This window comes from Aeromicrobium marinum DSM 15272 (assembly GCF_000160775.2).
GTDB classification, from domain to species: domain Bacteria; phylum Actinomycetota; class Actinomycetes; order Propionibacteriales; family Nocardioidaceae; genus Aeromicrobium; species Aeromicrobium marinum.
The window spans coordinates 2,029,390-2,054,252 of the sequence record NZ_CM001024.1 but is presented as its reverse complement, the minus strand read 5'-3'; the positions used below and the strand labels follow the sequence as shown (position 1 = coordinate 2,054,252).

The window sequence follows — 24,863 nt, the reverse complement described above, 5'->3', positions numbered from 1 at the left end:
CAGCACCAATCAACCAGGAGGAGCCCCCGTGGCTAAGGCGAAGTTCGAGCGGACCAAGCCGCACATGAACATCGGCACCATCGGTCACATCGACCACGGCAAGACGACCTTGACCGCGGCGATCACCAAGGTGCTGCATGACGCGTACCCCGATCTCAACGAGGCCTCGGCCTTCGACCAGATCGACAAGGCTCCCGAGGAGCGCCAGCGCGGCATCACGATCTCGATCGCTCACGTCGAGTACCAGACCGAGAGCCGTCACTACGCGCACGTCGACTGCCCCGGGCACGCCGACTACGTGAAGAACATGATCACCGGTGCGGCCCAGATGGACGGCGCGATCCTCGTGGTCGCCGCCACCGACGGCCCCATGCCCCAGACGCGTGAGCACGTGCTGCTGGCCAAGCAGGTCGGCGTGCCGGCCATGGTCGTGGCGCTCAACAAGTGCGACATGGTCGACGACGAGGAGATCCTCGAGCTCGTCGAGATGGAGGTCCGCGAGCTGCTCAGCGACCAGGACTTCGACGGCGACAACGTCCCCGTCGTCAAGGTCGCCGCTCACCCCGCGCTGCAGGGTGACGAGAAGTGGGGCAAGTCGATCCTGGAGCTCATGCAGGCGGTCGACGACTACATCCCGATGCCTCCCCGCGAGACCGAGAAGCCGTTCCTCATGCCCGTCGAGGACGTCTTCACGATCACCGGTCGTGGCACCGTCATCACCGGCCGCATCGAGCGCGGTGTCGTCAAGGTCAACGAGGAGGTCGAGATCATCGGCATCCGCGAGACCGCCCAGAAGTCGACCGTCACCGGTGTCGAGATGTTCCGCAAGCTGCTCGACGAGGGCCAGGCCGGCGAGAACGTCGGACTGCTCCTGCGTGGCACCAAGCGCGAGGACGTCGAGCGCGGCATGGTCGTCATCAAGCCGGGCACCACGACGCCGCACACGGAGTTCGAGGGCCAGGCGTACATCCTGTCCAAGGAGGAGGGTGGCCGTCACACGCCGTTCTTCAACAACTACCGTCCGCAGTTCTACTTCCGCACCACGGACGTCACCGGCGTCGTCACGCTGCCCGAGGGCACCGAGATGGTCATGCCCGGCGACAACACCGAGATGTCGGTCGAGCTGATCCAGCCGATCGCCATGGAGGAGGGCCTGCGCTTCGCCATCCGCGAGGGCGGCCGTACCGTCGGCGCCGGTCGTGTCACCAAGATCAACAAGTGATCTGACACCACCCAGCACTGCAGCACAGCACCCCCGGTCCCGTCAGGGCCCGGGGGTGCTGTCGTTCCCGGGTGGCGGGAACGGTTGTCGTGGGCGTCCCTTTGGCGGACACGCGCTCGCCCCGGACGCACCGGGTGCCTAGGCTCGTCCCATGGGCCACGACCACACGCACGGCACGGGGATGCAGCACCGCGGTCGGTTGCTGGTCGTGCTCGGACTCACGCTGAGCGTCCTGGTGCTGCAGGCGGTGGTCGCGGTGATCACCGGCAGCCTGGCGCTGCTGGCCGACGCCGGGCACATGCTGAGCGACTCGATCGGTCTGGTGCTCGCCCTGGCGGCCATCACGGTCGCCCAGCTCGGTGGGGCGCCCGGGTCCCGCCGCACGTTCGGGTACCACCGCACCGAGGTGCTGGCCGCGGGAGCCAACGGACTGCTCCTGCTCGGGGTGGCCGGCTGGGTCGTCGTCAGCGCGGTGGGCCGGCTCGGGGACGCTCCGACCATCGAGGCGACGCCGGTGCTCGCGGCCGGAGTCGTCGGCCTCGTGGTCAACCTGATCGGCCTGCAGCTGTTGAGAGCGGGCTCCAAGGAGAGCCTCAACGTGCGCGGCGCCTACCTGGAGGTGCTGGGCGACGCGCTCGGGTCGGTCGCGGTCATCGCCTCCGCCGCCGTCATCGCCGTCACCGGCTGGTACGCGGCCGACGCCGTCGCGTCGCTGCTGATCGCCGTGATGATCGTGCCGCGGGCGCTCTCGCTGTTGCGCGAGGTGGCCGGCGTCCTGCTGGAGGGTTCTCCGGCGCACGTCGACCTCGCCGAGCTGAGGGCGCACATCCTCGGCATCGACGGGGTCGCCGACGTCCACGACCTGCACGTCTGGACGATCACGTCCGGCATGCCGGTGATGAGCGCGCACATCGTGGTGGAGGACACCGTCACGGACCTGGCGGAGGCACACGGGATCCTCGACCGCCTGTCGGCCTGCCTGTCAGACCACTTCGACGTCGAGCACTCGACCTTCCAGCTCGAACCGATCGGTCACGCCCAGTCCGAGGCCGGCGCCCACCACTGAGCCCCTCCGGCGTGGGCGGTGGGTACGCGACCGAAAGCGGCGTCATTCGGTCCGTCCTGCACCTGCCGGGGCCCGGGGAGGCCATTCGGTCGCGGATCCACCGCCCTGAGGGGGAGGGGAGGGACTCGATTTGGCGTATGCGCCCGGGTTCTGTCAGACTAGTGCGGTTGCTCCGGCCGAACCGCTGGGGCGCGCTGGTCCGGAACTCACGCCGGAAGTCACGAGCGCGCCGAACCTGAGGTTCGTCCCGGCCCTCCGAACGCCCGTCGCCCGGCACCTCGTCAGGCTGGCAGGCACAGGGGGCCCAACCACCCAATTCGAGAGCTGAGCGTTGTCCGCGCGCGAGCGCAGTGCGACACGCCCGACCTCGGGGAGCGTGGGACCGGCGCAGCCGAACCGCTCCGACCCGGAGCCGGGGGACGCGAAGCGGAACGACGACAGAAGGACGACGAGAGCATGGCGGGACAAAAGATCCGTATCCGGCTCAAGGCCTACGACCACGAGGTGATCGACACCTCGGCTCGCAAGATCGTGGACACGGTCACCCGTACGGGTGCGAAGGTTGCTGGCCCGGTGCCCCTCCCGACGGAGAAGAACGTGTTCTGCGTGATCCGTTCGCCCCACAAGTACAAGGACAGCCGCGAGCACTTCGAGATGCGCACCCACAAGCGGCTCATCGACATCATTGACCCGACGCCCAAGACGGTCGACTCGCTCATGCGACTCGACCTGCCGGCCGGCGTCGACATCGAGATCAAGCTCTGAGGGGAGTCAGCGACCAATGAGCACCAGTTCCACTGCCACCGCCCGCGGCCTCCTCGGCCGCAAGCTCGGCATGACCCAGGTCTGGGACGCGGACAACCGCGTCGTCCCGGTCACGGTCATCGCCGCCGACACCAACGTCGTCACCCAGATCCGCACGCGTGAGACCGACGGCTACAGCGCCGTCCAGCTCGGCTTCGGCGAGATCGACGGACGCAAGGTCAACAAGCCGCAGTCCGGTCACTTCGACAAGGCCGGCGTCACGCCGCGCCGCCACGTCGTCGAGATCCGCACCGAGGCCATCGCCGACTACACCCTCGGCCAGGAGATCTCGCCCGAGATCTTCGCCGCGGGCGACGTCGTCGACGTCACCGGCACGTCCAAGGGCAAGGGCTTCGCGGGCGTCATGAAGCGTCACGGCTTCCACGGCGTCGGCGCCTCGCACGGCGCGCACCGCAACCACCGCAAGCCCGGCTCGATCGGTGGCTGCGCCACCCCGGGTCGCGTCTTCAAGGGTCTGCGGATGGCCGGCCACATGGGCACCGACCAGGTCACCACCCAGAACCTCACCGTCCACGCGGTCGACCTCGAGAAGGGCGTCATCCTCATCAAGGGTGCCGTCCCCGGGCCCAAGGGCCAGCTCGTCGTGATCCGCAGTGCGGCCAAGCGCATCGCGAAGGGAGCCTGACATGGCACCGAACGCCACGACCATCGACGTCGACCTGCCGGTCGACATCTTCGGTACCCAGGTCAACATCCCGTTGATCCACCAGGTCGTCGTCGCCCAGCTCGCCGCGGCGCGCCAGGGCACGCACGACACCAAGTCGCGCGGCGAGGTCCGCGGCGGCGGCAAGAAGCCGTACCGCCAGAAGGGCACCGGTCGCGCCCGTCAGGGCTCGATCCGCGCGCCCCAGTACAACGGTGGTGGCGTGGTGCACGGCCCGACGCCGCGCAACTACGACCAGCGCACGCCCAAGAAGATGAAGGCCGCCGCGCTGCGCGGAGCCCTCAGCGACCGCGCCCGCTCGGGCCGGTTGCACGTCGTCGACGCGTTCGTCAGTGCGGCCGCCCCGTCCACCAAGGACGCCGTCGCCACCCTGCGGTCGATCACGCTGCGCCCCCGGGTGCTCGTCGCGGTCACCCGTGAGGACGTCGTCACGGCCAAGAGCCTGCGCAACGTCGCCGACGTCGTGATCCTGCCGTTCGACCAGCTCAACACCTACGACGTGCTCAAGAGCGACGACCTGATCTTCACCCGCGAGGCCTTCGACGGCTTCGTGGCGGCCCGTTCGGCCGAGGGTGCGGAGACCGTCAAGCTCAGCGCCGCCGCGGTCGAGGCCGACGCGGCTCCTGCCCCGAAGAAGCCGGCTGCCAAGAAGCCGGCTGCCAAGAAGGCGGAGCCCGCGAAGGTGGCGGCCGCGCCCGCCGAGACGGCCGAGGCCGAGACCGGTGGCGCGACCAAGACCCAGCCGTACGGCCCGGGTTCGAAGGCGCCCCTCAAGAGCGGCAACGCGCCCAAGGGTCACGAGATCAAGGGCAACGCCGACTCGATGAAGTTCCACACCCCCGACAGCCCCTGGTACGACCAGACGGTCGCCGAGGTCTGGTTCGACTCCGAGGAGTCCGCCGCCGCCGCCGGGTTCGAGAAGGCCGGAGAGTGAACATGAGCACCCTGAACAAGGATCCGCGCGACGTCCTGATCGCCCCGATCGTCAGCGAGAAGAGCTACGGCCTGATCGAGGACAACAAGTACACCTTCGAGGTGCACCCGGACGCGAACAAGACCGAGATCAAGATCGCCGTCGAGTCGATCTTCGGCGTCAAGGTCACCGCAGTGAACACGCTCAATCGCAAGGGCAAGACGCGCCGCACCCGCAACGGGATGGGCAAGCGCAAGGACTCCAAGCGAGCGATCGTCAGCGTGGCTGCCGGTCAGAGCATCGACATCTTCTCGAGCCCGAGCTGAGGACTGAGCAGACATGGCAATTCGCAAGTACAAGCCGACCACCCCGGGCCGTCGTGGCTCCTCGGTGGCCGACTTCGCCGAGATCACCCGCACCACGCCGGAGAAGTCCCTGGTGGAGCCGCTGCCCAAGAAGGGTGGCCGCAACAACCAGGGTCGGATCACCACCCGTCACCAGGGTGGCGGTCACAAGCGCGCGTACCGGGTCATCGACTTCAAGCGCTACGACAAGGACGGCGTGCCGGCCAAGGTCGCTCACATCGAGTACGACCCCAACCGCACCGCCCGCATCGCCCTGCTGCACTACGCCGACGGTGAGAAGCGGTACATCATCGCGCCCGACGGCATCAAGCAGGGCCAGGCGATCGAGTCCGGCGTCGGGGCCGACATCAAGCCCGGCAACAACCTGCCGCTGCGCAACATCCCGGTGGGCACCACGATCCACTGCATCGAGCTCCGCCCCGGTGGTGGCGCCAAGATGGGTCGCTCGGCCGGAGTGAAGACCCAGCTCGTCGCCAAGGAGGGCACCCGCGCGCAGCTGCGTCTGCCGTCCGGCGAGATGCGCTACGTCGACGTGCGCTGCCGCGCGTCGATCGGCGAGGTCGGCAACGCCGAGCAGTCCAACATCAACTGGGGCAAGGCCGGCCGCAACCGCTGGAAGGGCAAGCGCCCGACCGTCCGCGGTGTCGCCATGAACCCGATCGACCACCCGCACGGTGGTGGCGAGGGCAAGACCTCCGGTGGCCGTCACCCGGTCTCGCCGTGGGGCAAGCCCGAAGGCCGGACGCGCAAGCGCAAGGCCAGCGACCAGATGATCGTCCGCCGCCGCAAGTCCGGCCGCTGAGAAGGATTGGTAACCAGATGCCCCGCAGTTTGAAGAAGGGCCCGTTCGTCGACGGGCACCTCGAGAAGAAGGTCGACGCGCAGAACGCCGCCGAGACCCACACCGTGATCAAGACCTGGTCGCGTCGCTCGATGATCCTGCCGTCCTTCATCGGACACACGATCGCCGTGCACGACGGCCGCAAGCACGTGCCGGTGTTCATCACCGACTCGATGGTGGGTCACAAGCTGGGCGAGTTCGCCCCGACCCGCACGTTCCGTGGTCATGAGAAGGACGACCGAAAGGCGAAGCGTCGATGAGCGCCACCACCCGTACCTCCGTCACCGCACGTCGCGAGCGTCTGCTCGGCGACGAGCCCGGTTCGTTCGCGGTCGCCCGCTTCGTGCGGGTCACCCCGCAGAAGGCCCGGCGCATCGCCGACCTGATCCGTGGCGAGTCGGTCGAGACGGCCCTGGCCACCTTGAAGTTCGCGCCGCAGGCCGTGGCCGAGAACTTCTACAAGCTGGTCGACTCGGCCGCGGCCAACGCCGAGACCACCGAGGACCTCGACCGCTCCAGCCTGGTGATCAGCCAGGTGATGGTCGACGAGGGCCCCACCATGAAGCGTTGGCGCCCCCGCGCCAAGGGTGCGGCCAACCGCATCCTCAAGCGCACCAGCCACCTGACCGTCGTCGTCACGCCGGTCACCGAGAAGAAGGGCGGGGCCCGATAGTGGGACAGAAGATCAACCCGCACGGGTTCCGACTCGGCATCTCCACCGACCACAAGAGCCGCTGGTACGCCGACAAGCTCTACAGCAGCTACGTGGGCGAGGACGTCAAGATCCGCAAGCTCCTCACCAAGGGCATGGATCGCGCCGGCATCAGCCGCGTGGAGATCGAGCGCACGCGTGACCGCGTGCGGGTCGACATCCACACCGCTCGCCCCGGCATCGTCATCGGCCGCCGTGGCGCCGAGGCCGACCGCATCCGCGGTGACCTCGAGAAGCTCACCGGCAAGCAGGTGCAGCTGAACATCCTCGAGGTCAAGCAGCCCGAGATGGATGCGCAGCTCGTCGCCCAGGGCGTCGCGGAGCAGCTCAGCGGTCGTGTGCAGTTCCGTCGCGCGATGCGCAAGGCGATGCAGACCACGATGCGTTCGGGCGCCAAGGGCATCCGGATCCAGTGCTCGGGTCGTCTCGGCGGCGCCGAGATGAGCCGCTCGGAGTTCTACCGCGAGGGCCGCGTGCCGCTGCACACCCTGCGTGCCGACGTCGACTACGGCTTCTACGAGGCCAAGACCACCTTCGGCCGCATCGGCGTCAAGGTCTGGATCTACAAGGGCGAGGTCGCCGGCACCCGCGCCGAGCGTGAGGCCGAGGCGGCCAAGCGTGCGGCAGCGCCCGGCGCCCGGCGTCCGGCCCGTGGCGGACGTGACGGCGGAGCCCGCCGTCCGGCCCGTGACGGCGCCCCGACCGACGCCACCACCGAGAACGCCGCACCGGCGACCGCGGCTCCGGCCGAGGCCGTCGCCGCGGCCGCACCTGAAGGAGGGCAGAGCTGATGCTGATGCCACGGCGGGTCAAGTACCGCAAGCAGCACCACCCCAACCGACGGGGCATGGCCAAGGGCGGCACCACGCTGGCCTTCGGCGACTACGGCATCCAGGCGGTCGAGGGTCACTACGTGACCAACCGTCAGATCGAGTCCGCCCGTATCGCCATGACGCGTCACATGAAGCGTGGCGGCAAGGTCTGGATCAACATCTACCCGGACCGCCCCCTGACCAAGAAGCCTGCCGAGACCCGCATGGGTTCGGGCAAGGGCTCGCCGGAGTGGTGGGTCGCCAACGTCAAGCCCGGACGCGTGATGTTCGAGCTGTCCGGCGTCGACGAGGCCACCGCCCGCGAGTCCGCGCGGCTCGCGATCCACAAGCTGCCGATGAAGGCACGCTTCGTCTCGCGTGAGACCGAAGGAGGCATCTGATGGCTCAGATCACCGCTGCGGACCTCCGCAGCCTCACCGCCGACGACCTGGCCGAGAAGCTGAAGGACGCGAAGGCCGAGCTGTTCAACCTGCGTTTCCAGAACGCCACCGGTCAGCTCGTCGAGACCGCGCGACTGCGCACCGTCCGCAAGGACATCGCCCGCATCTACACGGTGCTGCGTGAGCGAGAGCTCGGCATCATCGAGTCCACCGACGACTCAGCCGAGGTGGATGCATGAGCACGAAGGACGAGGCAGTGAACCCCCAGAACCCGGCGGAGCAGTCCCCCGCAGAGCGCGGCGCCCGCAAGATGCGCGAGGGCCTGGTCGTGAGCGACAAGATGGACAAGACCATCGTCGTCAACGTCGAGGACCGCATCAAGCACCCCCTGTACGGCAAGGTGCTGCGCCGCAACATGAAGCTCAAGGCCCACGACGAGACCAACTCGGCTGGCATCGGCGACCGCGTCATCCTGATGGAGACGCGTCCGCTCTCGGCCACCAAGCGTTGGCGTCTCGTCGAGGTCGTCGAGAAGGCCAAGTAGGAGATATCCGATGATTCAGCAGGAATCGCGACTCAAGGTCGCCGACAACACCGGTGCGAAGGAAATCCTGTGCATCCGTGTGCTCGGTGGCTCGGGCCGGCGCTACGCCGGCATCGGTGACACCATCGTGGCCACCGTGAAGGACGCCATCCCCGGCGGCAACGTCAAGAAGGGCGAGGTCGTCAAGGCCGTCGTCGTGCGGACCGTGAAGGAGCGCCGTCGTCCCGACGGTTCCTACATCAAGTTCGACGAGAACGCGGCCGTCATCCTCAAGGCCGACGGAGATCCGCGCGGAACGCGCATCTTCGGTCCGGTCGGGCGCGAGCTTCGCGACAAGAAGTTCATGCGCATCATCTCGTTGGCGCCGGAGGTGCTGTGATGACCAAGAAGAACCTCACCATCCGCAAGGGCGACCAGGTCAAGGTCATCGCCGGCAACGACAAGGGCGTCGAGGGCAAGGTCATCGAGGTCCTCGCCGAGGCCGACCGGGTCATCGTCGAGGGCGTCAACCGGGTCAAGAAGCACACCCGCGCCTCCGCGGCCGGTGGCGTCAACTCCGGCGGCATCATCACCGTCGAGGCCCCGATCCACGTCTCCAACGTGATGCTCGTGGCGGACGGCACCGACGGCAAGACCACGACCCGCATCGGCTTCCGCCGCGACGAGATCACCAAGACCCGTCCCGACGGTTCGACCTATCCCGCGCACCGCAGCGTGCGCATCGCCCGCAAGACCGGAGAGGAGATCTGAGCATGGCCACCGAGACCACCCAGATCCCGCGCCTCAAGGACAAGTACCGCGGCGAGATCGTGCCGGCGCTGCGTGAGCAGTTCCAGTACGGCAACGTCATGCAGGTCCCGGGCCTGACCAAGATCGTCGTCAACATGGGCGTCGGCGAGGCGGCCCGTGACGGCAAGCTCATCGAGGGTGCCCTGAAGGACCTGACGGCCATCACCGGCCAGAAGCCCCAGGTCACCAAGGCCCGCAAGTCCATCGCGCAGTTCAAGCTGCGTGAGGGCATGCCGATCGGCGCGCACGTCACGCTGCGCGGCGACCGCATGTGGGAGTTCCTCGACCGGCTGCTGACGCTGGCCCTGCCCCGCATCCGCGACTTCCGGGGGCTCAGCCCCCAGCAGTTCGACGGTCGCGGCAACTACACGTTCGGCCTCACCGAGCAGGTCATGTTCCACGAGATCGACCAGGACAAGATCGATCGGTCACGCGGCATGGACATCACGGTCGTCACGACCGCCACCACCGACGACGAGGGACGCGCGCTGCTGAAGCTGCTCGGGTTCCCCTACAAGGAGAACTGAGATGGCGAAGACTGGTCTGAGGGTCAAGGCCGCGCGCAAGCCCAAGTTCGCGGTCCGCGGGTACACCCGCTGCCAGCGGTGCGGCCGCTCGCAGTCGGTCTACCGCAAGTTCGGCCTGTGCCGGATCTGCCTGCGCGAGATGGCCCACCGCGGCGAGCTGCCGGGCGTCACCAAGAGCTCCTGGTAACCCACCACCACTGATACGCCGCAGGTCCCTTCCCACTCGGAACCCGAGCACGAAGACCGAAACCACGGCGAGAACGGAACACACGCAATGACGATGACCGACCCGATCGCGGATCTGCTGACGCGGATCCGCAACGGCAACCAGGCGTACCACGACTCCGTGAGCGCGCCGTACAGCAAGCTGAAGGAGGGCGTGGTCCAGCTGCTCAAGCAGGAGGGCTACATCACCGACTTCGTCGTGACCGACCCGGCCGAGGGTGAGGTCAGCAAGACCCTCACCGTGACGCTGAAGTACGGCCCGCACCGTGAGCGCTCGATCGCCGGCATCCGCCGCATCAGCAAGCCCGGCCTGCGGGTGTACGCCAAGTCCACCAACCTGCCCAAGGTCCTCGGCGGCCTCGGCGTGGCGATCATCTCCACGAGCCAGGGCCTCCTGACGGACCGTCAGGCCAACAACAAGGGCGTGGGTGGGGAAGTCCTCGCCTACGTCTGGTGAGAACGGAAGGGTAGACATGTCACGCATCGGCAAGATTCCCGTCGCCGTTCCCGCAGGTGTCGAGGTCTCGATCGAGGGTCAGGACGTCCGCGTCAAGGGACCCAAGGGCGAGCTCGCGCACACCGTGGCCGAGCCCATCGTCGTCAGCAGGACCGACGACGGTGCCCTCGCGGTGGAGCGCCCCGACGACGAGCGTCGCAGCAAGGCCCTGCACGGCCTGAGCCGCACGCTCATCAACAACATGGTCATCGGTGTCACCGAGGGCTACGAGAAGAAGCTCGAGATCGTCGGCGTCGGCTACCGCGTCGTCGCCAAGGGCCCCACGGCCCTGGAGTTCGCGCTCGGCTTCAGCCACCCCGTGCCGGTGGAGGCCCCCGCGGGCATCACCTTCGCGGTGGAGTCCCCGACCAAGTTCAGCGTGATCGGCATCGACAAGCAGGCCGTCGGTGAGGTCGCCGCGAACATCCGCAAGATCCGCAAGCCCGAGCCGTACAAGGGCAAGGGCGTTCGTTACGCCGGCGAGCGCGTCCTGCGCAAGGCCGGAAAGGCTGGTAAGTGATGGCCATCTCCATCAGGCACAACAAGACCACCAAGGGTCGCACCGCCTCGCGGCTGCGTCGCCAGATCCGCGGTCGCAAGAAGATCGCCGGTTCGGCCGAGCGTCCCCGTCTGGTCGTCACCCGTTCGAGCAAGCACATGGTCGCCCAGGTCGTCAACGACCTGGAGGGCCGCACGCTCGTCTCGGCGTCGACCATGGAGGCCGACCTGCGGTCGGCCGACGGCGACAAGACCACCAAGGCCAAGCGCGTCGGCGAGCTCGTGGCCGACCGGGCCAAGGCGGCCGGCATCGAGAGCGTCGTCTTCGACCGGGCGGGCAACAAGTACGCCGGTCGTGTCGCGGCCCTGGCCGACGGCGCCCGCGAGGGCGGACTGGAGTTCTGATGACCCACACCGACAAGCAGAGCCAGACCCTGGCCAACGAGATCCTGGAGAGTGCCGCATGAGCGCACGTCGAGCGGGCGGCGGAGGTCGCGGTCGCGGAGGCGATCGCGGCGCCGAGAAGTCCAACTACATCGAGAAGGTCGTCACGATCAACCGTGTCGCCAAGGTCGTCAAGGGTGGTCGGCGCTTCAGCTTCACTGCCCTGGTGATCGTGGGCGACGGCGACGGTCAGGTCGGCGTCGGCTACGGCAAGGCCAAGGAGGTCCCCACGGCGATCTCCAAGGGTGTGGAGGAGGCGAAGAAGAACTTCTTCCGCGTCCCCCGCATCCAGGGCACCATCCCGCACCCGGTGCAGGGCGAGAAGGCGGCCGGCGTCGTCTTCCTGCGTCCGGCATCGCCCGGTACCGGCGTCATCGCCGGTGGCCCGGTGCGCGCGGTGCTCGAGGCGGCCGGCATCCACGACGTGCTGAGCAAGTCGCTCGGCTCGTCCAACGCGATCAACATCGTCCACGCCACGGTCGAGGCGCTCCGTCTGCTGGAGTCGCCCGAGCAGGTCGCGCAGCGTCGCGGCCTGACCGTCGAGGAGGTCGCCCCGGCGGCCCTCATCAAGGCCGGCGCCGAGGGCTACCAGCCCTCCCCGTCCGAGGCAGGTGTCTGATGGCCAGTCTCAAGGTGACCCAGGTCAAGTCCGGCATCGGCCGTCCCCAGAACCAGCGCAACACCCTGCGTTCGCTGGGCCTGAAGCGGATCGGTGACGTCGTCGTCAAGGAAGATCGCCCCGAGCTGCGCGGCATGGTCGAGACCATCCCGCATCTCGTGACCTTCGAAGAGGTGGAGTGACATGACACTCAAGCTGCATCACCTGCGTCCCGCCCCGGGAGCCAAGACCGCCAAGACCCGCGTGGGTCGCGGTGAGGCCTCCAAGGGCAAGACCGCGGGTCGAGGAACCAAGGGCACCAAGGCCCGCTACCAGGTCTCCCAGGGCTTCGAGGGCGGACAGGTGCCGTTGCACATGCGTCTGCCCAAGCTGAAGGGGTTCAAGAACCCGTTCCGCGTGGAGTACCAGGCCGTGAACGTCGATCGCATCGAGGCGCTGTTCCCGGACGGCGGGTCGATCGACGTCGACGCGCTCGTCGCGGCCGGCGCGGTCCGCAAGGGCCACCCGGTCAAGGTGCTCGGCGGCGGCGAGATCGGTGTGGCCGTCCAGGTCACCGCCGACAAGTTCTCGGCCAGCGCGAAGTCCAAGATCGAAGCAGCCGGGGGCAGCGCCACCGAGCGCTGAACCCACCGCAGGGAGCCCGGTGCCGTTCGGCTGGGCCCCTGACAGCCGGGGGCGACTGTTAGAGTCGCCTTCGGCTGTTGCCACTCCTACATCCAGACGACATCCCCGAGAGGGGCCGAGGGAGGACTTCGGTGCTCAGCGCCTTCGTCAACGCGTTCCGAACACCGGACCTACGCCGCAAGATCCTGTTCGTCCTCGGCATCGTGGTGCTGTTCCGCCTCGGGTCGCAGACCCCGGCGCCGGGCATCAACGTGCCGAACGTCCAGACCTGCATCGACCTGGCGTCGCAGGGTGAGAACAGCAGTCTGTTCTCGCTCATCAACGTGTTCTCCGGCGGCGCGCTGCTGCAGCTCACGGTCTTCGCGCTCGGCATCATGCCGTACATCACCGCCAGCATCATCCTGCAGCTGCTCGTCGTGGTCATCCCGCGGCTCGAGGCGCTGAAGAAGGAGGGTCAGAGCGGTCAGGCGAAGATCACCCAGTACACCCGCTACCTGACGCTCGGTCTGGCGATCCTGCAGGCCACCGGCATCGTGGCGCTCGCCCGCAGCGGTCAGCTCTTCGGCGGCGCGTGCAACCTCGACCTGCTCTACCGTCCCGACAGCATCCTGTCGTTCCTGCTGATCGTGCTGATCATGGTCGCGGGCACCGCGATGATCATGTGGTTCGGCGAGCTCATCACCGATCGCGGTGTCGGCAACGGCATGTCGATCATGATCTTCACCCAGGTCGTCGCGACCTTCCCAGGGGCCATGTGGGCGATCCGTCAGACCAACGGCCTGGCGACGTTCTTCCTGGTGCTGGCGGTGGGCCTCGTGGTCGTGGCGGGCGTCATCTTCATCGAGCAGGCCCAGCGCCGGATCCCGGTGCAGTACGCCAAGCGCATGGTCGGTCGCCGGATGTTCGGCGGCTCCTCCACCTACATCCCGCTCAAGGTCAACCAGGCCGGCATCATCCCGGTCATCTTCGCCTCGAGCCTCATGTACCTGCCGGCCCTCCTGGCGCAGTTCAACGAGGGCACCTCGTGGGCGCTCTGGATCACCGACAACTTCGTCGTGGGCGACAGTCCGCTCTACATGGTCACCTTCTTCGCGCTGATCGTGTTCTTCACGTACTTCTACGTGTCGATCACCTTCAACCCCGAGGAGGTCGCCGACAACATGAAGAAGTACGGCGGGTTCATCCCCGGCATCCGTGCGGGCCGGCCGACCCAGGAGTACCTGGGCTACGTGCTCTCGCGCATCACCGCGGCGGGCGCGCTCTACCTCGGCCTCATCGCCCTGATCCCGATGTTCGCCATCGCCCTGCTGGGCGCCAGCCAGAACTTCCCGTTCGGCGGCACGACGATCCTCATCATCGTGGGCGTCGGCCTGTCGACGGTGCAGCAGATCGAGAGCCAGCTGCAGCAGCGCAACTACGAAGGGTTCCTGCGTTCATGAGACTGCTCATCATGGGCCCGCCCGGTGCGGGCAAGGGGACCCAGGCCGTCGGCCTGGCCGAGGCGATCGGTGGGGCGCACGTCTCCACCGGTGACATCTTCCGTGCCAACGTCGCGGAGCAGACCGAGCTCGGCCGGACCGCCCAGCAGTACATGGACGCCGGTGAGTACGTCCCCGACGAGGTCACCAACGCGATGGTGCGGGACCGGTTGGCCCAGGAGGACGCCCGCAGCGGCTTCGTCCTGGACGGCTACCCCCGCACGGTCGACCAGGTCGAGACGCTCGACGGCATCCTCGCCGAGCTCGACTCCAGCCTCGACGCGGTCGTGGCGCTCGTGGTGGACCCCGAGGAGCTCATCGGCCGCCTGCTGAAGCGGGCCGAGACCAGCGGACGGGCCGACGACACCGAAGAGGTCATCCGGCACCGCCAGGAGGTCTACGCCGCCGAGACGGCGCCGCTGCTCGCGGTGTACGGCGAGCGTGGCCTGCTGCGCGAGATCGACGGCGTCGGTGACGTCGACGAGATCGCCGCCCGGATCACTGCCGCGCTCGATCTCTGACGCAGGGGACGACCCGGCGGTGTTCGGACGAGGCGTCGAGATCAAGACTCCCGACCAGGTGGCCGTCATGCGGTCCGCCGGACTCGTGGTGGCCGAGTGCCTCGCCCGTGTCCGGGCCGCCGTGGCCCCGGGCGTGACGACCGCGGAGCTGGATGCGATCGCCCGGGCCTGCATCGCCGAGCACGGCGCGACGTCGAACTTCCTCGGCTACGGCGCCACCGACCTCGCGGGTACGGGGGGATTCCCCGGCGTGATCTGCACGTCGGTCAACGACGAGGTCGTCCACGGCATCCCCGGTGACCGTGCCCTCCGCGAGGGTGACGTGATCTCGATCGACTGCGGTGCCGTCGTCGACGGCTGGCACGGGGACGCCGCCGTCACGGTGGCCGTGGGCACGGTGGCGCCTGAAGTTGCCGAGCTCGCGTCGGTCACCGAGGCGGCCCTCTGGGAGGGCATCGCAGCGGCCCAGCCGGGGGGGCGACTGGGCGACGTCGGGCACGCGGTGCAGGCCTGCGTGCGCGCACACGGCGACTACGGGATCGTCGACGCCTTCACCGGTCACGGCATCGGCACCGCGATGCACCAGGAGCCGGACGTGCCGAACACGGGACGCCGTGGCCGGGGCCTGCGTCTGAGCCCGGGGCTGGTGATCGCGATCGAACCGATGCTGACGCTCGGGTCCCCGTCGGTGCGCATCCTCGCCGACGACTGGACCGCCGTCTCGGCCGACGGTTCGTGGGCGGCGCACGTCGAGCACAGTGTGGCCGTCACGCCGGAGGGCCCGTGGGTGCTCACCGACGCCGACGGTGGCCGGGCACGCCTCGCGGCCGCCGGCGTGCCCTGTGGCGCCCGCTGACCCGAGGCGGTAGGTGAGCAACCGAACCCGCCGTCGGGCGGTAGGTGGGGCACCGAATGAGCCGGCCTTTCGGTTGCTGAGCCACCGCCGTCGCCGGCGAAGGGTTGCTGACCTACCGCCCGAGAGGGGTCAGCGGTGCAGTTCCATGGTGCAGCACTTGACGCTGCCGCCGGCCTTGAGGAACTCGTCGAGGTCGACCGGCACCGGAGCGTAGCCCCGGGCGGCCAGCCGCCCGGCCAGCTCGGTCGCGTCGGCCGGCAGGAACACGTGCCGTCCGTCCCCGACCGCATTGAGCCCGAACGACAGGGCTTCGGCCTCGGAGCACAGGAGCGCATCCGGGAACAGCTCGCGCAGGGTCCGACGGCTGTGTCGGCTGAACGCGCCGGGGAAGTACGCGATGTCCGGTGGCGCCTCCCCGTGTCCGTCGTCGAGCACGGCCAGGGCGGTGTCGAGGTGGTAGAACCTCGGGTCGACCAGCTCGAGGGACACCACCGGCCGGTCGAGCACCGCGGCCGCCTCGACGTGGGCGGCGAGGTCGGTGCGGAACCCGCTGCCCGCGAGGACGGCGTGGGCCAGGACCAGGAAGTCGCCCTCGCCCTCGCTGGGGTGACCGGCCGGTTGCACCGCGAAGTCGTGCGCCGTCAGCCAGGTGGCGTGGGCCGGGGCCTCGGCCTCACGTTCCGTGTACCGGAACCGCGAGCCGTACGCCCGGTCACCGGCGACGACGGCCCCGTTGGCGGCGAACACCATGTCCGGGTGGTCCGCGAGGGGTTCGATCAGCTCGACGGTGTGGCCGTGGCTCCGGTACGTCCGGACCAGCGCCTCCCACTGGGCGAGCGCACGGGCCCGGTCGACCGCGACGGAGGTGTCCATCCACGGGTTGATGGCGTACCGGACGGCGAACGCGGTCGGGCGGCACATCACGTAGCGACGGGCCCGTGACGAGCGGACCGTGCCGGGTGCGGGCTGCGGACCCGTCCGCGGGTCGTCCAGGACCGTCACGTGCTCTCCTTCGTCGAACGATGCAACGAATCCATGCTAGGGGCCGGCGGTGTCGACGGACGAAGCAGAAACTGGCGTCGCACGCGGCGAATTGCTGCGCAGATTTCCGTTCCACGACGGTTTCTTGCACCATGGGCGGATGGACGCCATCGACGAACGCCTGCTCGCCCTGCTCGTCGAGGACGGGCGCGCCAGCTACACGGTGCTGGGGGACCGGGTCGGGCTGTCCGCGCCGGCGGTGAAGCGACGCGTCGACCGGCTCGTGGCCGACGGGATCGTGCGCGGTTTCACCGCGGTGATCGACCAGGCCCACCTGGGCTGGACCACCGAGGCCTACGTCGAGGTGCACTGCCACGGCACCATCGGGCCCGAGGAGCTGCGCGCGTCGTTCGCGGGCGTGCCGGAGGTGCAGGACGCCGCCACGGTCACCGGTCAGGCGGACGCGATCCTGCGCATCGTGGCGCGCGACGTCCGGCACCTCGAGGACGCCCTGGAGCGGGTCCGCACCCGCGCCGCGGCGGTCGAACGCACCGAGACGGCGATCGTGCTGTCGAGGCTGGTCGAGCGGCGGGCAGCGCTCGGTACCGCCGACTGACAGCGAGCGCACAGCCGGTGTTGATCTCCCGGACATCTGGGTCGCCTAGCCTCCTCGCGTGAGTATCCAGCGGCCGCTCGTCGTCGCGTTCGTGCTCGCGGTCCTGGTCAACGGACAGGCGGCCCTCCTGTCCGAGGTGGACGGGCCCGCCCCGGTCGGGACCGCGCCCGTGGCGTCCGCCGTCGGGCCGATCCCGGCTGCCCTGGAGCGACGACCCCCTGCGCTGCGGGCCGTGCCCGAGCTCGACGTCGCGACGACCGCGCGCTGGTCGGTCGCCGTGCTGGACGGCCCGACCGGTGAGGTGACCACCTGGGGTGACCCGGGAGCGTTCGACACGGCCAGCATCGTCAAGGTGGACATCGCCGTGGCCCTGCTCCTGCGGGTGCAGGACGAGGACCGCGGGCTCACGTCGGTCGAGCGTGACCTCGCGACCCGGATGATCACGGTCAGTGACAACGACGCCACCAGCACCCTGTTCCGGGCCGTCGGAGGGGAGTCCGGTCTGGAAGCGGTCAACGCCCGGCTCGGCGTCGAGGGCATCGACGTCCCTCCGGGCGCCGACTGGGGCCTGACCCGGACCACCGCCACCGCCCAGGTCAGACTCCTGCAGCGCGTGTTCGCGGCGGACTCGCCGGTCTCGACCGAGCACCGGATCTGGTTGCAGCAGGCCATGACCGACGTGGCCCCGGACCAGCGTTTCGGGGTCGGTGCCGCGGCCGACGACCCGGCGACCACCCCCCTCAAGGTCGGCCTGCTGCAGCGGTCCACCACAGGGCGGTGGGTCGTCACGAGCATCGGGCAGGTGACCACCGACGGCCGCCCTCGCTTCATGGCCGTGCTCACCGAGGGTTCGCCCACCCTCGCCGAGGGTGTCGCCCTGTCCGACCGCCTCGGCGCGGCCGCCGTGGCTGCCCTGACCTGAGGCCGCGACCGCCGAGGCCGATTTGAACACCGGGACCCGCCCGGCGTACACTTGCCTGTCGGCCTTTACAGGCGCGCCTTCCCCTGCCGTCAGGCAGTCCCCACCCGGACCCGTGAGAGCGGAGGGTTGTCGTGCGTGCGCTGGCCGTCCCGACGAAGTCGACACGAGAAGCTGAGGTTCATGGCGAAAAAAGAAGGCGTCATCGAGATGGAAGGCGCGGTGGTGGAGGCTCTCCCCAACGCGATGTTCCGCGTTGAGCTGGCCAACGGGCACAAGGTGCTCGCCCACATCAGCGGCAAGATGCGCCAGCACTACATCCGGATCCTCCCCGAGGACCGGGTCGTGGTGGAGCTCTCGCCGTACGACCTCAGCCGTGGACGCATCGTCTACCGCTACAAGTAAACACGCACGTCCATCACGCACGCACTGCACCCGAAGAGAGTTCTCATGAAGGTCAACCCGAGCGTGAAGAAGATCTGTGACAAGTGCAAGGTGATCCGTCGCCACGGCCGCGTCATGGTGATCTGCGAGAACCCTCGTCACAAGCAGCGACAGGGCTGACGCAGAGCCCCAGCAGGTCTTCTTCACCAGCACCACGCAACATCTGAACGCTCCCGCCACCGAGGGTGGCGGGTCACCCCCGGAAGCGTAGGCCGGGGCCCGGCTCAGGATCCCCAGCGGTCCTGGAGGCAGCCGGGACGCCTCAGGTGACCACACCTCGCTCAACGGAAGGAACTGCCTCTATGGCACGCCTCGTAGGAGTTGATCTCCCGCGCGAGAAGCGCATCGAGATCGCACTCACCTATGTCTTCGGTATCGGACGCACCCGCGCCACCGAGACCCTCGCCGCCACCGGCATCGATCCCCACACCCGGGTCCACGCCCTGGACGACTCCCAGCTCGTCGCCCTGCGTGACCACATCGAGGCCCACTACCAGGTCGAGGGCGACCTGCGACGTGAGGTCACGGCGGACATCCGCCGCAAGATGGAGATCGGCAGCTACCAGGGCCGTCGCCACCGCGCGCACCTGCCCGTCCGTGGCCAGCGCACCAAGACCAACGCGCGGACCCGCAAGGGCCCCAAGCGCACCGTCGCCGGAAAGAAGAAGTGATCGCCTGATGCCTCCCAAGAGTGCCGGCACCAAGAAGGTGCGTCGCAAGGAGAAGAAGAACGTCGTTCAGGGCGAAGCCCACATCAAGAGCACGTTCAACAACACCCACGTCACCATCACCGATCCGTCCGGGGCCGTCATCGCCTGGGCCTCCGGTGGCACCGTGGGGTTCAAGGGCTCGCGCAAGTCCACGCCGTTCGCGGCGGGCATGGCTGCGGAGGCCGCCGGCCGCCAGGCCATGGAGCACGGGATGAAGAAGGTCGACGTGTTCGTCAAGGGCCCCGGTTCGGGCCGAGAGACCGCGATCCGCTCCCTGAGCGGTGTCGGTCTGGACGTCGGCACCATCTCCGACGTGACCCCCAGCCCCCACAACGGCTGCCGCCCGCCCAAGCACCGTCGTCTCTGACGTTCGAACTTTCCCCTAGGAGCAACCACCATGGCCCGTTACACCGGTCCTCTCACGAAGAAGTCGCGTCGTCTCGGCGTCGACCTCGTCGGTGGTGACGCCGCGTTCGAGCGTCGCCCGTACCCCCCCGGACAGCACGGCCGGACCCGGATCAAGGAGTCCGAGTACCGCACCCAGCTGCAGGAGAAGCAGAAGGCTCGCTACACCTACGGCGTGCTCGAGAAGCAGTTCCGTCGCTACTACGAGCTGGCCTCGCGCCGGCCCGGCAAGACCGGCGACAACCTGCTGACAATGCTCGAGAGCCGTCTGGACAACGTCGTCTACCGCTCGGGCCTGGCCCGCACGCGGCGCCACGCCCGCCAGCTGGTGACCCACGGTCACTTCCTGGTCAACGGCGTCAAGACGAACATCCCGTCCTTCCAGGTGAGCAAGTTCGACATCATCGACGTCAAGCCCAAGAGCCTGGAGACCACGCCGTTCATCATCGCGCGTGAGACCCACGACTCCGACACGGTGCCGGCGTGGCTCGACGTCTCGCCCACCCGTGGCCGCATCCTGGTGCACCAGCAGCCGGTCCGTGAGCAGATCACGGTGCCGATCCAGGAGCAGCTCATCGTGGAGTACTACTCCAAGATCTGATCACCCCCCTTCGAACCGGGTCCTCAAATAGTGGTGGCCCCGGAAAGGAACACACATGCTGATCGCCCAGCGCCCCACCCTGACCGAAGAGGTCGTCGACGAGTTCCGTTCGCGGTTCGTCATCGAGCCCCTCGAGCCGGGATTCGGCTACACCCTCGGCAACTCGCTGCGTCGTACGCTGCTGTCGTCGATCCCGGGTGCGGCCGTCACCTCGATCAAGATCGACGGTGTCCTGCACGAGTTCTCGACCGTCCCCGGTGTCACCGAGGACGTCACCGAGATCATCCTCAACCTGAAGAACCTCGTCGTCTCCTCCGAGAACGACGAGCCGGTCGTCATGTACCTGCGGGCCGACACCGCCGGCGTCGTCACGGGAGCCAACATCGAGCCCCCGGCCGGCGTCGAGGTGCACAACCCGGACCTGCACGTCGCTACCCTCAACGACAAGGGCCGGCTCGAGATCGAGCTGGTCGTCGAGCGGGGCCGCGGCTACGTGTCGGCGGTGCAGAACAAGACCGGTGACGAGGAGATCGGGCGCATGCCCATCGACTCGATCTACAGCCCGGTGCTGAAGGTCACCTACAAGGTCGAGGCGACGCGTGTCGAGCAGCGGACCGACTTCGACCGGCTCGTGGTCGACGTCGAGACCAAGAAGTCGATCCTCCCGCGGGACGCCATCGCGTCGGCCGGGTCGACCCTGGTCGAGCTGTTCGGTCTGGCCCGTGAGCTGAACGTCGAGGCCGAGGGCATCGACATCGGCCCGAGCCCGGTCGACGAGCAGCTCGCTGCCGACCTGGCCCTGCCGATCGAGGACCTGAACTTCACGGTGCGGTCCTACAACTGCCTCAAGCGCGAGGGCATCCACACCGTGGGTGAGCTCATCACGCGCTCGGAGCAGGACCTGCTCGACATCCGCAACTTCGGCTCGAAGTCGATCGACGAGGTCAAGGCGAAGCTGGCCGAGATGGGCCTGGCCCTGAAGGACAGCCCGGCCGGGTTCGACCCGTCCGCCGTCATCGCCGACTACGACGAGGACGCGAGCTTCGCCGAGGACGAGCAGTACTGAGCCCGCTCGGGTCCGCGCTGCCGTCCGCACGGACCCGATCCCACTGAAACCGGAGACATCATGCCCACGCCCACCAAGGGTCCCCGCCTCGGCGGCAGCCCCGCGCACCAGCGGCTGATCCTCGCCAACCTCGCGCAGAATCTGTTCGAGCACGGCAAGATCACCACCACGGAGGCCAAGGCCCGCCGCCTGCGTCCGTACGCCGAGTCGCTCATCACCAAGGCCAAGACCGACACGGTGGCCAACCGCCGCCAGGTCGTCAAGGTCATCCGCGACAAGAGCATCCTGCACACCCTGTTCACCGAGATCGGCCCGGCCATGGCCAGCCGCCCCGGTGGATACACGCGGATCACGAAGATCGCGCCGCGCAAGGGCGACAACGCCCCCATGGCCGTCATCGAGATCGTCGAGGAGAAGACCTTCGCGGCGCAGAACCAGACCCCCAAGAAGTCCGCTCCCGCTGCGGCACCGGTCGAGGAGGCGCCGCAGGCCGACGCCGACGTCGTCACCGAGGCCGAGTCGACCGAGGTCCTGACCGAGGAGTCGCCGGCCGTCGCCGAGGACACCACCGCGGACGACGCGCCCGCGGACACGGCAGCCGAGGACGAGACGAAGTCCGAGTAGCACCTGCTGCACCGCGAGCGGTCCGTCACCGGTTGGTCATCCATCGGGGCGGGCCGTTCGTGCGTCCCGGCACTAGGCTGGCCCCATGAAGCGCGCAATCGTGGCGGGTGTCGTCGCCGTGGCCCTGGCGGCCGGCCTCGCGGTGTTCGAGCCCTGGACCTTCTGGACCCGCTCGACCGTGGTCGAGGCCCTGCCGACGGTGAGCGCGCCGGCTGACACCGACGTCGACCCGGCCGAGGCCGCGGCGGTGCCCGCGCCGCCGGCCGAGCCGGTCGAGCTGTCCCGGGGCGAGTTCATCACCCAGGAGCACGCCACCAGCGGCGTCGCCCGGGTACTGGAACTGCCCGACGGTTCGAGGGTGCTGCGTCTGGAAGGCTTCTCCACCCGCAACGGACCCGACCTCGTGGTCGTGCTCTCCGAGGAGACCGCGGGCGGCGACTGGTTCAAGTACAACGACGTGCGGATGATCCCGCTCGGCGACCTCAAGGGCACCGACGGCGACCAGAACTACGACATCCCCCTCGACGGGGACCTCGCCGGCATCCAGAGCGCCGTCATTTGGTGCGACCGGTTCAACGTCTCGTTCGGTTCGGCGCCGATCAGCCTGTAGGTCGGGTCGTCCGCAGCACCCGGAACCCGCGCGAGCTGGCGACACGTTCGGTGGGCCACCCCTGGTCGACGAGCCAGCGGTGGAGCGAGTCGGCCCCGAGGTTGCGGCCCACCACCATCATCAGCTCCCCGTCCGGGGTCAGGCGCGGCAGCCAGCGCAGCAGCAGCTCGTGCAGGGCCTGCTTGCCGACGCGGATCGGCGGGTTGGACCAGATCGCGTCGAACTGCACCTCCGGGGGCACGCCGTCGGGCGACGCCACCCGGACGGCGAGCCCGTGCCGTTCGGCATTGAGTGCCGTGAGCTCGCGCGCCCGGTCGTTGACGTCGACGGCCCACACCTCGGCGGACGGATGCGTGCGGGCCGCCGCCAGGGCGAGCGGACCCCAGCCGCAGCCGAGGTCCAGCAGGCGGCTGGTCGACGGGCGGACCGTCACCTCGTCGAGCAGCACGCCGGTCGCGTGGTCCAGACCGTCCCCGGAGAACACCCCCGATCCGGTCGTCACGGTCCATGTCTCACCGACCATCTCGACGGCCAGGTCGCGCCGACGGTCCTCGCTGTCGGGCGTGGGGGAGAAGTACTGAGCGGCCACCCCCCGATTGTGGCAGCGTGACGAGCGGGACCCTCGTCCGGTCGAGGTCTTCACCCGGCCCGGGCCCCATGATGCCGGCATCCCCGCCGGCCCGATCTGGAGGATCCTCATGAACCGTCCCCTACGTGCCACCACCCTCGCGGGCGCCGCAGCGACCCTGGTCGTCGGCGTCGCCGTCGCCGGCGTCAGCACCCTGCCGGCCGGAGCGTCGTCCGGCACCAGCAACACCGCTGCCGTGGGCCTGTCGTCCGACGGTCTGCGCCTGGCCGAGTTCAAGACCCTGGTGCCGGGGACCTCGCGCAAGTCCGTCGCGATCACCGGCCTCGTGGGCGACGCGAAGCTCATCGGCATCGACCAGCGGGTCGCGAACGGGCTGCTCTACGGCGTCGGCGACGCAGGCGGCGTCTACACGTTGCGCGGCGCGAAGGCCACCAAGGTGTCCCAGCTGACCGTCGCGCTGCAGGGCACGGCGTTCGACGTGGACTTCAACCCCGCCGCGGACCGCCTCCGCATCATCAGCAACGCCGGTCAGAGCCTGCGCCACAACGTGGTCCCTGACGGTGTCACGGCCGTCGACGGCTCGACGGCCTACACGCCGGGCGTCATCACGACCGGCCTCCAGGCGTCCGCCTACACCAACAACGACGTCAACGGCGACACCGCGACGACGCTGTACAACATCGACGCCGCACTCGACCAGCTGGTCATGCAGGTCCCGGCCAACAGCGGCAGTCTCGTCGCCGTCGGCAAGCTGGGGATCGATCTGGTCTCGGCGACCGGGTTCGACATCGACACCGAGCTCGCCGGCACCAAGGCCGACGAGAACACGGCCTACCTGATCGGTACGCCGGTCGGCGGGGTGCCCACCCTGTACACCATCAACCTGCTGACCGGGTCGGTCGAGGAGGTCGGGGACTTCGGGACCGACATCATCGACCTCGCGGTCGTGCAGGGCTGATCGGTCCGCCTCGCTCGTGCCGTCCGGTTCCTGCGACGACCTGGTCGTCGCAGGGGCCGGACGGCGGGACGCTCAGGCGCCCTGCGCCTCCCACGCCTGCCGCACCCGGACCGGGGCGACGAGCAGCCAGGCCTCGGTGACCAGCTCGAGCAGCTCGCGGGGGTCCACGCGGTCGAGGTCCACCAGCACGTAGTCGTACCCGTCGTAGTGCGGGGTGGTGAAGAAGGCCGGGTCAGCCCCGCTGACGAGTGCCTCCTTGTCCGAGGAGCTGCACCGCAGGGCCAGTGCACCCGGGGCGTCGGCCTCGCGCCGGAGCCGCGCCACGAGCTTTCCCTTGACCTTGATCGAGGGGCTCGCGTAGGTGACGGACTCGGTGGTGTCGGGGAAGGTCGACGTCGCGAAGGCCACGACGGCGTCCCAGCTGCTGGCCATGGGCTCAGTCTGCCAGCGCCGACAGCCGCGCGAGGAATGCGCGTTGACCGACGACCAGGGCGGGCTCGGCCTCGTCGAGGGTGAACCACTGCACCCGGTCGAGCTCGGGGAACCGCTGGACGGTGCCGGACCCGGGCGGCCAGACCATCTCGAACTCGCCGGGCTCGACCGCCAGGGGATCCAGGTCGGCCTCGATCGTCCAGATCCGGACGGTCTTGCGGGACTGACGGACCTCTCCCAGATCGGTCCACGGGCCGGGTGGGACGGGCAGGCCCAGCTCCTCGGTGAACTCGCGCCGCGCGGTGTCGGCGAGCTCCTCGTCCGGCTCGACGACCCCCTTCGGGATCGTCCAGGCCGCCTCGTGCCGCCGGGCCCAGAACGGCCCGCCGAGGTGGCCGAGCAGCACCTCGACGCCGGCCGCGCCGCGCCGGTGCAGCAGCAGACCCGCGCTCTGCAGGACGGCCAC

General features: G+C 69.0%; 41 protein-coding genes. 37 read left to right on the top strand and 4 right to left on the bottom strand.

Translation table 11 applies throughout. The features are described 5' to 3' along the window. Window positions 1-28 precede the first annotated feature (28 nt). From tuf to map, 26 genes are all read left to right on the top strand, one after another. On the top strand, window positions 29-1,222 hold the full coding sequence (gene tuf / locus HMPREF0063_RS10465; RefSeq protein ID WP_007078639.1) for an elongation factor Tu: 1,194 nt from the start codon (window positions 29-31) through the stop codon (window positions 1,220-1,222). A 151-nt stretch (window positions 1,223-1,373) separates the two neighbouring features. Further along, window positions 1,374-2,288: a cation diffusion facilitator family transporter gene (locus HMPREF0063_RS10460; protein ID WP_007078638.1), complete on the top strand. Its 915-nt coding sequence runs from the start codon at window positions 1,374-1,376 to the stop codon at window positions 2,286-2,288. A gap of 456 nt (window positions 2,289-2,744) precedes the next feature. Further along, a complete protein-coding gene (gene rpsJ, locus HMPREF0063_RS10455; RefSeq protein WP_007078637.1) occupies window positions 2,745-3,053 on the top strand; it encodes a 30S ribosomal protein S10 in 309 nt (102 codons plus the stop codon). A 16-nt stretch (window positions 3,054-3,069) separates the two neighbouring features. Further along, entirely contained in the window at window positions 3,070-3,738 is a 669-nt protein-coding gene (gene rplC / locus HMPREF0063_RS10450; protein ID WP_007078636.1) for a 50S ribosomal protein L3, read from the top strand. A 1-nt stretch (window position 3,739) separates the two neighbouring features. Continuing rightward, window positions 3,740-4,711: a 50S ribosomal protein L4, sunset domain variant gene (gene rplD, locus HMPREF0063_RS10445; RefSeq protein ID WP_007078635.1), complete on the top strand. Its 972-nt coding sequence runs from the start codon at window positions 3,740-3,742 to the stop codon at window positions 4,709-4,711. A 2-nt stretch (window positions 4,712-4,713) separates the two neighbouring features. Further along, the gene (gene rplW, locus HMPREF0063_RS10440) at window positions 4,714-5,016 is read left to right on the top strand and encodes a 50S ribosomal protein L23 (RefSeq protein ID WP_040320239.1); all 303 of its coding nucleotides are present in this window, start codon (window positions 4,714-4,716) and stop codon (window positions 5,014-5,016) included. 13 nt (window positions 5,017-5,029) lie between these two features. Next, entirely contained in the window at window positions 5,030-5,857 is an 828-nt protein-coding gene (gene rplB / locus HMPREF0063_RS10435; protein ID WP_007078633.1) for a 50S ribosomal protein L2, read from the top strand. A gap of 17 nt (window positions 5,858-5,874) precedes the next feature. Next, complete coding sequence (rpsS, locus tag HMPREF0063_RS10430) at window positions 5,875-6,156, top strand: 30S ribosomal protein S19 (protein ID WP_007078632.1); 282 nt, start codon at window positions 5,875-5,877, stop codon at window positions 6,154-6,156. Next, a complete protein-coding gene (rplV, locus tag HMPREF0063_RS10425; RefSeq protein WP_007078631.1) occupies window positions 6,153-6,569 on the top strand; it encodes a 50S ribosomal protein L22 in 417 nt (138 codons plus the stop codon). The genes rpsS and rplV overlap by 4 nt, the downstream gene beginning before the upstream one ends. Beyond that, window positions 6,569-7,399 (top strand): 30S ribosomal protein S3, encoded by an 831-nt coding sequence (gene rpsC, locus HMPREF0063_RS10420; RefSeq protein ID WP_007078630.1) that lies wholly within the window; start codon window positions 6,569-6,571, stop codon window positions 7,397-7,399. The genes rplV and rpsC overlap by 1 nt, the downstream gene beginning before the upstream one ends. Further along, the gene (gene rplP, locus HMPREF0063_RS10415) at window positions 7,399-7,821 is read left to right on the top strand and encodes a 50S ribosomal protein L16 (RefSeq protein WP_007078629.1); all 423 of its coding nucleotides are present in this window, start codon (window positions 7,399-7,401) and stop codon (window positions 7,819-7,821) included. The genes rpsC and rplP overlap by 1 nt, the downstream gene beginning before the upstream one ends. After that, on the top strand, window positions 7,821-8,060 hold the full coding sequence (gene rpmC, locus HMPREF0063_RS10410; RefSeq protein WP_007078628.1) for a 50S ribosomal protein L29: 240 nt from the start codon (window positions 7,821-7,823) through the stop codon (window positions 8,058-8,060). Before rplP ends, rpmC begins: the two co-directional genes overlap by 1 nt. Further along, entirely contained in the window at window positions 8,057-8,365 is a 309-nt protein-coding gene (gene rpsQ, locus HMPREF0063_RS10405; RefSeq protein WP_007078627.1) for a 30S ribosomal protein S17, read from the top strand. Before rpmC ends, rpsQ begins: the two co-directional genes overlap by 4 nt. 10 nt (window positions 8,366-8,375) lie before the next feature. Further along, window positions 8,376-8,744, top strand: a complete 369-nt coding sequence (gene rplN, locus HMPREF0063_RS10400) for a 50S ribosomal protein L14 (RefSeq protein ID WP_007078626.1) — start codon at window positions 8,376-8,378, stop codon at window positions 8,742-8,744. Then, a complete protein-coding gene (gene rplX, locus HMPREF0063_RS10395) occupies window positions 8,744-9,115 on the top strand; it encodes a 50S ribosomal protein L24 (protein WP_007078625.1) in 372 nt (123 codons plus the stop codon). Before rplN ends, rplX begins: the two co-directional genes overlap by 1 nt. A gap of 2 nt (window positions 9,116-9,117) precedes the next feature. Next, complete coding sequence (gene rplE, locus HMPREF0063_RS10390) at window positions 9,118-9,681, top strand: 50S ribosomal protein L5 (protein WP_007078624.1); 564 nt, start codon at window positions 9,118-9,120, stop codon at window positions 9,679-9,681. A 1-nt stretch (window position 9,682) separates the two neighbouring features. Continuing rightward, window positions 9,683-9,868 carry a type Z 30S ribosomal protein S14 gene (locus tag HMPREF0063_RS10385; protein WP_007078623.1) on the top strand — a complete coding sequence of 62 codons (186 nt, stop codon included), beginning with the start codon at window positions 9,683-9,685 and terminating at the stop codon, window positions 9,866-9,868. An 87-nt stretch (window positions 9,869-9,955) separates the two neighbouring features. Continuing rightward, entirely contained in the window at window positions 9,956-10,363 is a 408-nt protein-coding gene (gene rpsH / locus HMPREF0063_RS10380; protein ID WP_007078622.1) for a 30S ribosomal protein S8, read from the top strand. Between the two features lie 16 nt (window positions 10,364-10,379). Next, window positions 10,380-10,922, top strand: a complete 543-nt coding sequence (gene rplF, locus HMPREF0063_RS10375) for a 50S ribosomal protein L6 (RefSeq protein WP_007078621.1) — start codon at window positions 10,380-10,382, stop codon at window positions 10,920-10,922. Then, window positions 10,922-11,305 (top strand): 50S ribosomal protein L18, encoded by a 384-nt coding sequence (gene rplR, locus HMPREF0063_RS10370; RefSeq protein ID WP_040320774.1) that lies wholly within the window; start codon window positions 10,922-10,924, stop codon window positions 11,303-11,305. Before rplF ends, rplR begins: the two co-directional genes overlap by 1 nt. 58 nt (window positions 11,306-11,363) lie before the next feature. Then, complete coding sequence (rpsE, locus tag HMPREF0063_RS10365) at window positions 11,364-11,963, top strand: 30S ribosomal protein S5 (RefSeq protein ID WP_007078619.1); 600 nt, start codon at window positions 11,364-11,366, stop codon at window positions 11,961-11,963. Next, a complete protein-coding gene (gene rpmD / locus HMPREF0063_RS10360; RefSeq protein ID WP_007078618.1) occupies window positions 11,963-12,145 on the top strand; it encodes a 50S ribosomal protein L30 in 183 nt (60 codons plus the stop codon). Before rpsE ends, rpmD begins: the two co-directional genes overlap by 1 nt. 1 nt (window position 12,146) lies before the next feature. Then, window positions 12,147-12,587, top strand: coding sequence for a 50S ribosomal protein L15 (rplO, locus tag HMPREF0063_RS10355; RefSeq protein ID WP_007078617.1), 441 nt, complete (start codon window positions 12,147-12,149; stop codon window positions 12,585-12,587). Window positions 12,588-12,718: 131 nt separating this feature from the next. Then, window positions 12,719-14,026 (top strand): preprotein translocase subunit SecY, encoded by a 1,308-nt coding sequence (secY, locus tag HMPREF0063_RS10350; RefSeq protein ID WP_007078616.1) that lies wholly within the window; start codon window positions 12,719-12,721, stop codon window positions 14,024-14,026. Next, on the top strand, window positions 14,023-14,586 hold the full coding sequence (locus tag HMPREF0063_RS10345; RefSeq protein WP_007078615.1) for an adenylate kinase: 564 nt from the start codon (window positions 14,023-14,025) through the stop codon (window positions 14,584-14,586). The genes secY and HMPREF0063_RS10345 overlap by 4 nt, the downstream gene beginning before the upstream one ends. 19 nt (window positions 14,587-14,605) lie before the next feature. Beyond that, on the top strand, window positions 14,606-15,442 hold the full coding sequence (map, locus tag HMPREF0063_RS10340; protein WP_007078614.1) for a type I methionyl aminopeptidase: 837 nt from the start codon (window positions 14,606-14,608) through the stop codon (window positions 15,440-15,442). Window positions 15,443-15,571: 129 nt separating this feature from the next. On the opposite strand, the gene ddaH is transcribed toward map, so the two are convergent. Then, entirely contained in the window at window positions 15,572-16,444 is an 873-nt protein-coding gene (gene ddaH, locus HMPREF0063_RS10335; RefSeq protein ID WP_007078613.1) for a dimethylargininase, read from the bottom strand. Window positions 16,445-16,583: 139 nt separating this feature from the next. On the opposite strand from ddaH, the gene HMPREF0063_RS10330 reads away from it, so the two are divergent. The 10 genes from HMPREF0063_RS10330 (at window position 16,584) to HMPREF0063_RS10285 (ending at window position 22,418) form a co-directional block, all read left to right on the top strand. Then, window positions 16,584-17,039: an Lrp/AsnC family transcriptional regulator gene (locus HMPREF0063_RS10330; RefSeq protein WP_007078612.1), complete on the top strand. Its 456-nt coding sequence runs from the start codon at window positions 16,584-16,586 to the stop codon at window positions 17,037-17,039. A 58-nt stretch (window positions 17,040-17,097) separates the two neighbouring features. Then, on the top strand, window positions 17,098-17,961 hold the full coding sequence (locus HMPREF0063_RS10325; RefSeq protein WP_007078611.1) for a serine hydrolase: 864 nt from the start codon (window positions 17,098-17,100) through the stop codon (window positions 17,959-17,961). 180 nt (window positions 17,962-18,141) lie between these two features. Beyond that, entirely contained in the window at window positions 18,142-18,363 is a 222-nt protein-coding gene (infA, locus tag HMPREF0063_RS10320; RefSeq protein ID WP_007078610.1) for a translation initiation factor IF-1, read from the top strand. A gap of 45 nt (window positions 18,364-18,408) precedes the next feature. Next, window positions 18,409-18,522, top strand: a complete 114-nt coding sequence (rpmJ, locus tag HMPREF0063_RS10315) for a 50S ribosomal protein L36 (protein WP_008361054.1) — start codon at window positions 18,409-18,411, stop codon at window positions 18,520-18,522. Between the two features lie 182 nt (window positions 18,523-18,704). Next, on the top strand, window positions 18,705-19,073 hold the full coding sequence (rpsM, locus tag HMPREF0063_RS10310; RefSeq protein WP_007078608.1) for a 30S ribosomal protein S13: 369 nt from the start codon (window positions 18,705-18,707) through the stop codon (window positions 19,071-19,073). 7 nt (window positions 19,074-19,080) lie between these two features. Then, entirely contained in the window at window positions 19,081-19,479 is a 399-nt protein-coding gene (rpsK, locus tag HMPREF0063_RS10305; RefSeq protein ID WP_007078607.1) for a 30S ribosomal protein S11, read from the top strand. A 30-nt stretch (window positions 19,480-19,509) separates the two neighbouring features. Continuing rightward, entirely contained in the window at window positions 19,510-20,118 is a 609-nt protein-coding gene (rpsD, locus tag HMPREF0063_RS10300; protein WP_007078606.1) for a 30S ribosomal protein S4, read from the top strand. A gap of 55 nt (window positions 20,119-20,173) precedes the next feature. After that, window positions 20,174-21,184: a DNA-directed RNA polymerase subunit alpha gene (locus HMPREF0063_RS10295; protein ID WP_007078605.1), complete on the top strand. Its 1,011-nt coding sequence runs from the start codon at window positions 20,174-20,176 to the stop codon at window positions 21,182-21,184. Window positions 21,185-21,244: 60 nt separating this feature from the next. Beyond that, window positions 21,245-21,808 carry a 50S ribosomal protein L17 gene (rplQ, locus tag HMPREF0063_RS10290; protein WP_007078604.1) on the top strand — a complete coding sequence of 188 codons (564 nt, stop codon included), beginning with the start codon at window positions 21,245-21,247 and terminating at the stop codon, window positions 21,806-21,808. An 85-nt stretch (window positions 21,809-21,893) separates the two neighbouring features. Further along, window positions 21,894-22,418, top strand: coding sequence for a DM13 domain-containing protein (locus HMPREF0063_RS10285; RefSeq protein ID WP_007078603.1), 525 nt, complete (start codon window positions 21,894-21,896; stop codon window positions 22,416-22,418). Here the strand turns inward: HMPREF0063_RS10285 and HMPREF0063_RS10280 are convergent. After that, on the bottom strand, window positions 22,408-23,007 hold the full coding sequence (locus tag HMPREF0063_RS10280; RefSeq protein WP_007078602.1) for a class I SAM-dependent methyltransferase: 600 nt from the start codon (window positions 23,005-23,007) through the stop codon (window positions 22,408-22,410). The genes HMPREF0063_RS10285 and HMPREF0063_RS10280 overlap by 11 nt on opposite strands. A 109-nt stretch (window positions 23,008-23,116) precedes the next feature. Between HMPREF0063_RS10280 and HMPREF0063_RS10275 the strand changes: the two genes are divergently transcribed. Further along, complete coding sequence (locus tag HMPREF0063_RS10275; protein ID WP_007078601.1) at window positions 23,117-23,965, top strand: DUF4394 domain-containing protein; 849 nt, start codon at window positions 23,117-23,119, stop codon at window positions 23,963-23,965. Between the two features lie 72 nt (window positions 23,966-24,037). Here HMPREF0063_RS10275 and HMPREF0063_RS10270 read toward each other — a convergent pair whose 3' ends face one another. Together HMPREF0063_RS10270 and HMPREF0063_RS10265 are read right to left on the bottom strand one after the other, a co-directional pair. Then, window positions 24,038-24,397 carry an MmcQ/YjbR family DNA-binding protein gene (locus HMPREF0063_RS10270; protein ID WP_007078600.1) on the bottom strand — a complete coding sequence of 120 codons (360 nt, stop codon included), beginning with the start codon at window positions 24,395-24,397 and terminating at the stop codon, window positions 24,038-24,040. A 4-nt stretch (window positions 24,398-24,401) separates the two neighbouring features. Continuing rightward, the gene (locus HMPREF0063_RS10265; RefSeq protein WP_007078599.1) at window positions 24,402-24,863 is read right to left on the bottom strand and encodes an NUDIX hydrolase; all 462 of its coding nucleotides are present in this window, start codon (window positions 24,861-24,863) and stop codon (window positions 24,402-24,404) included.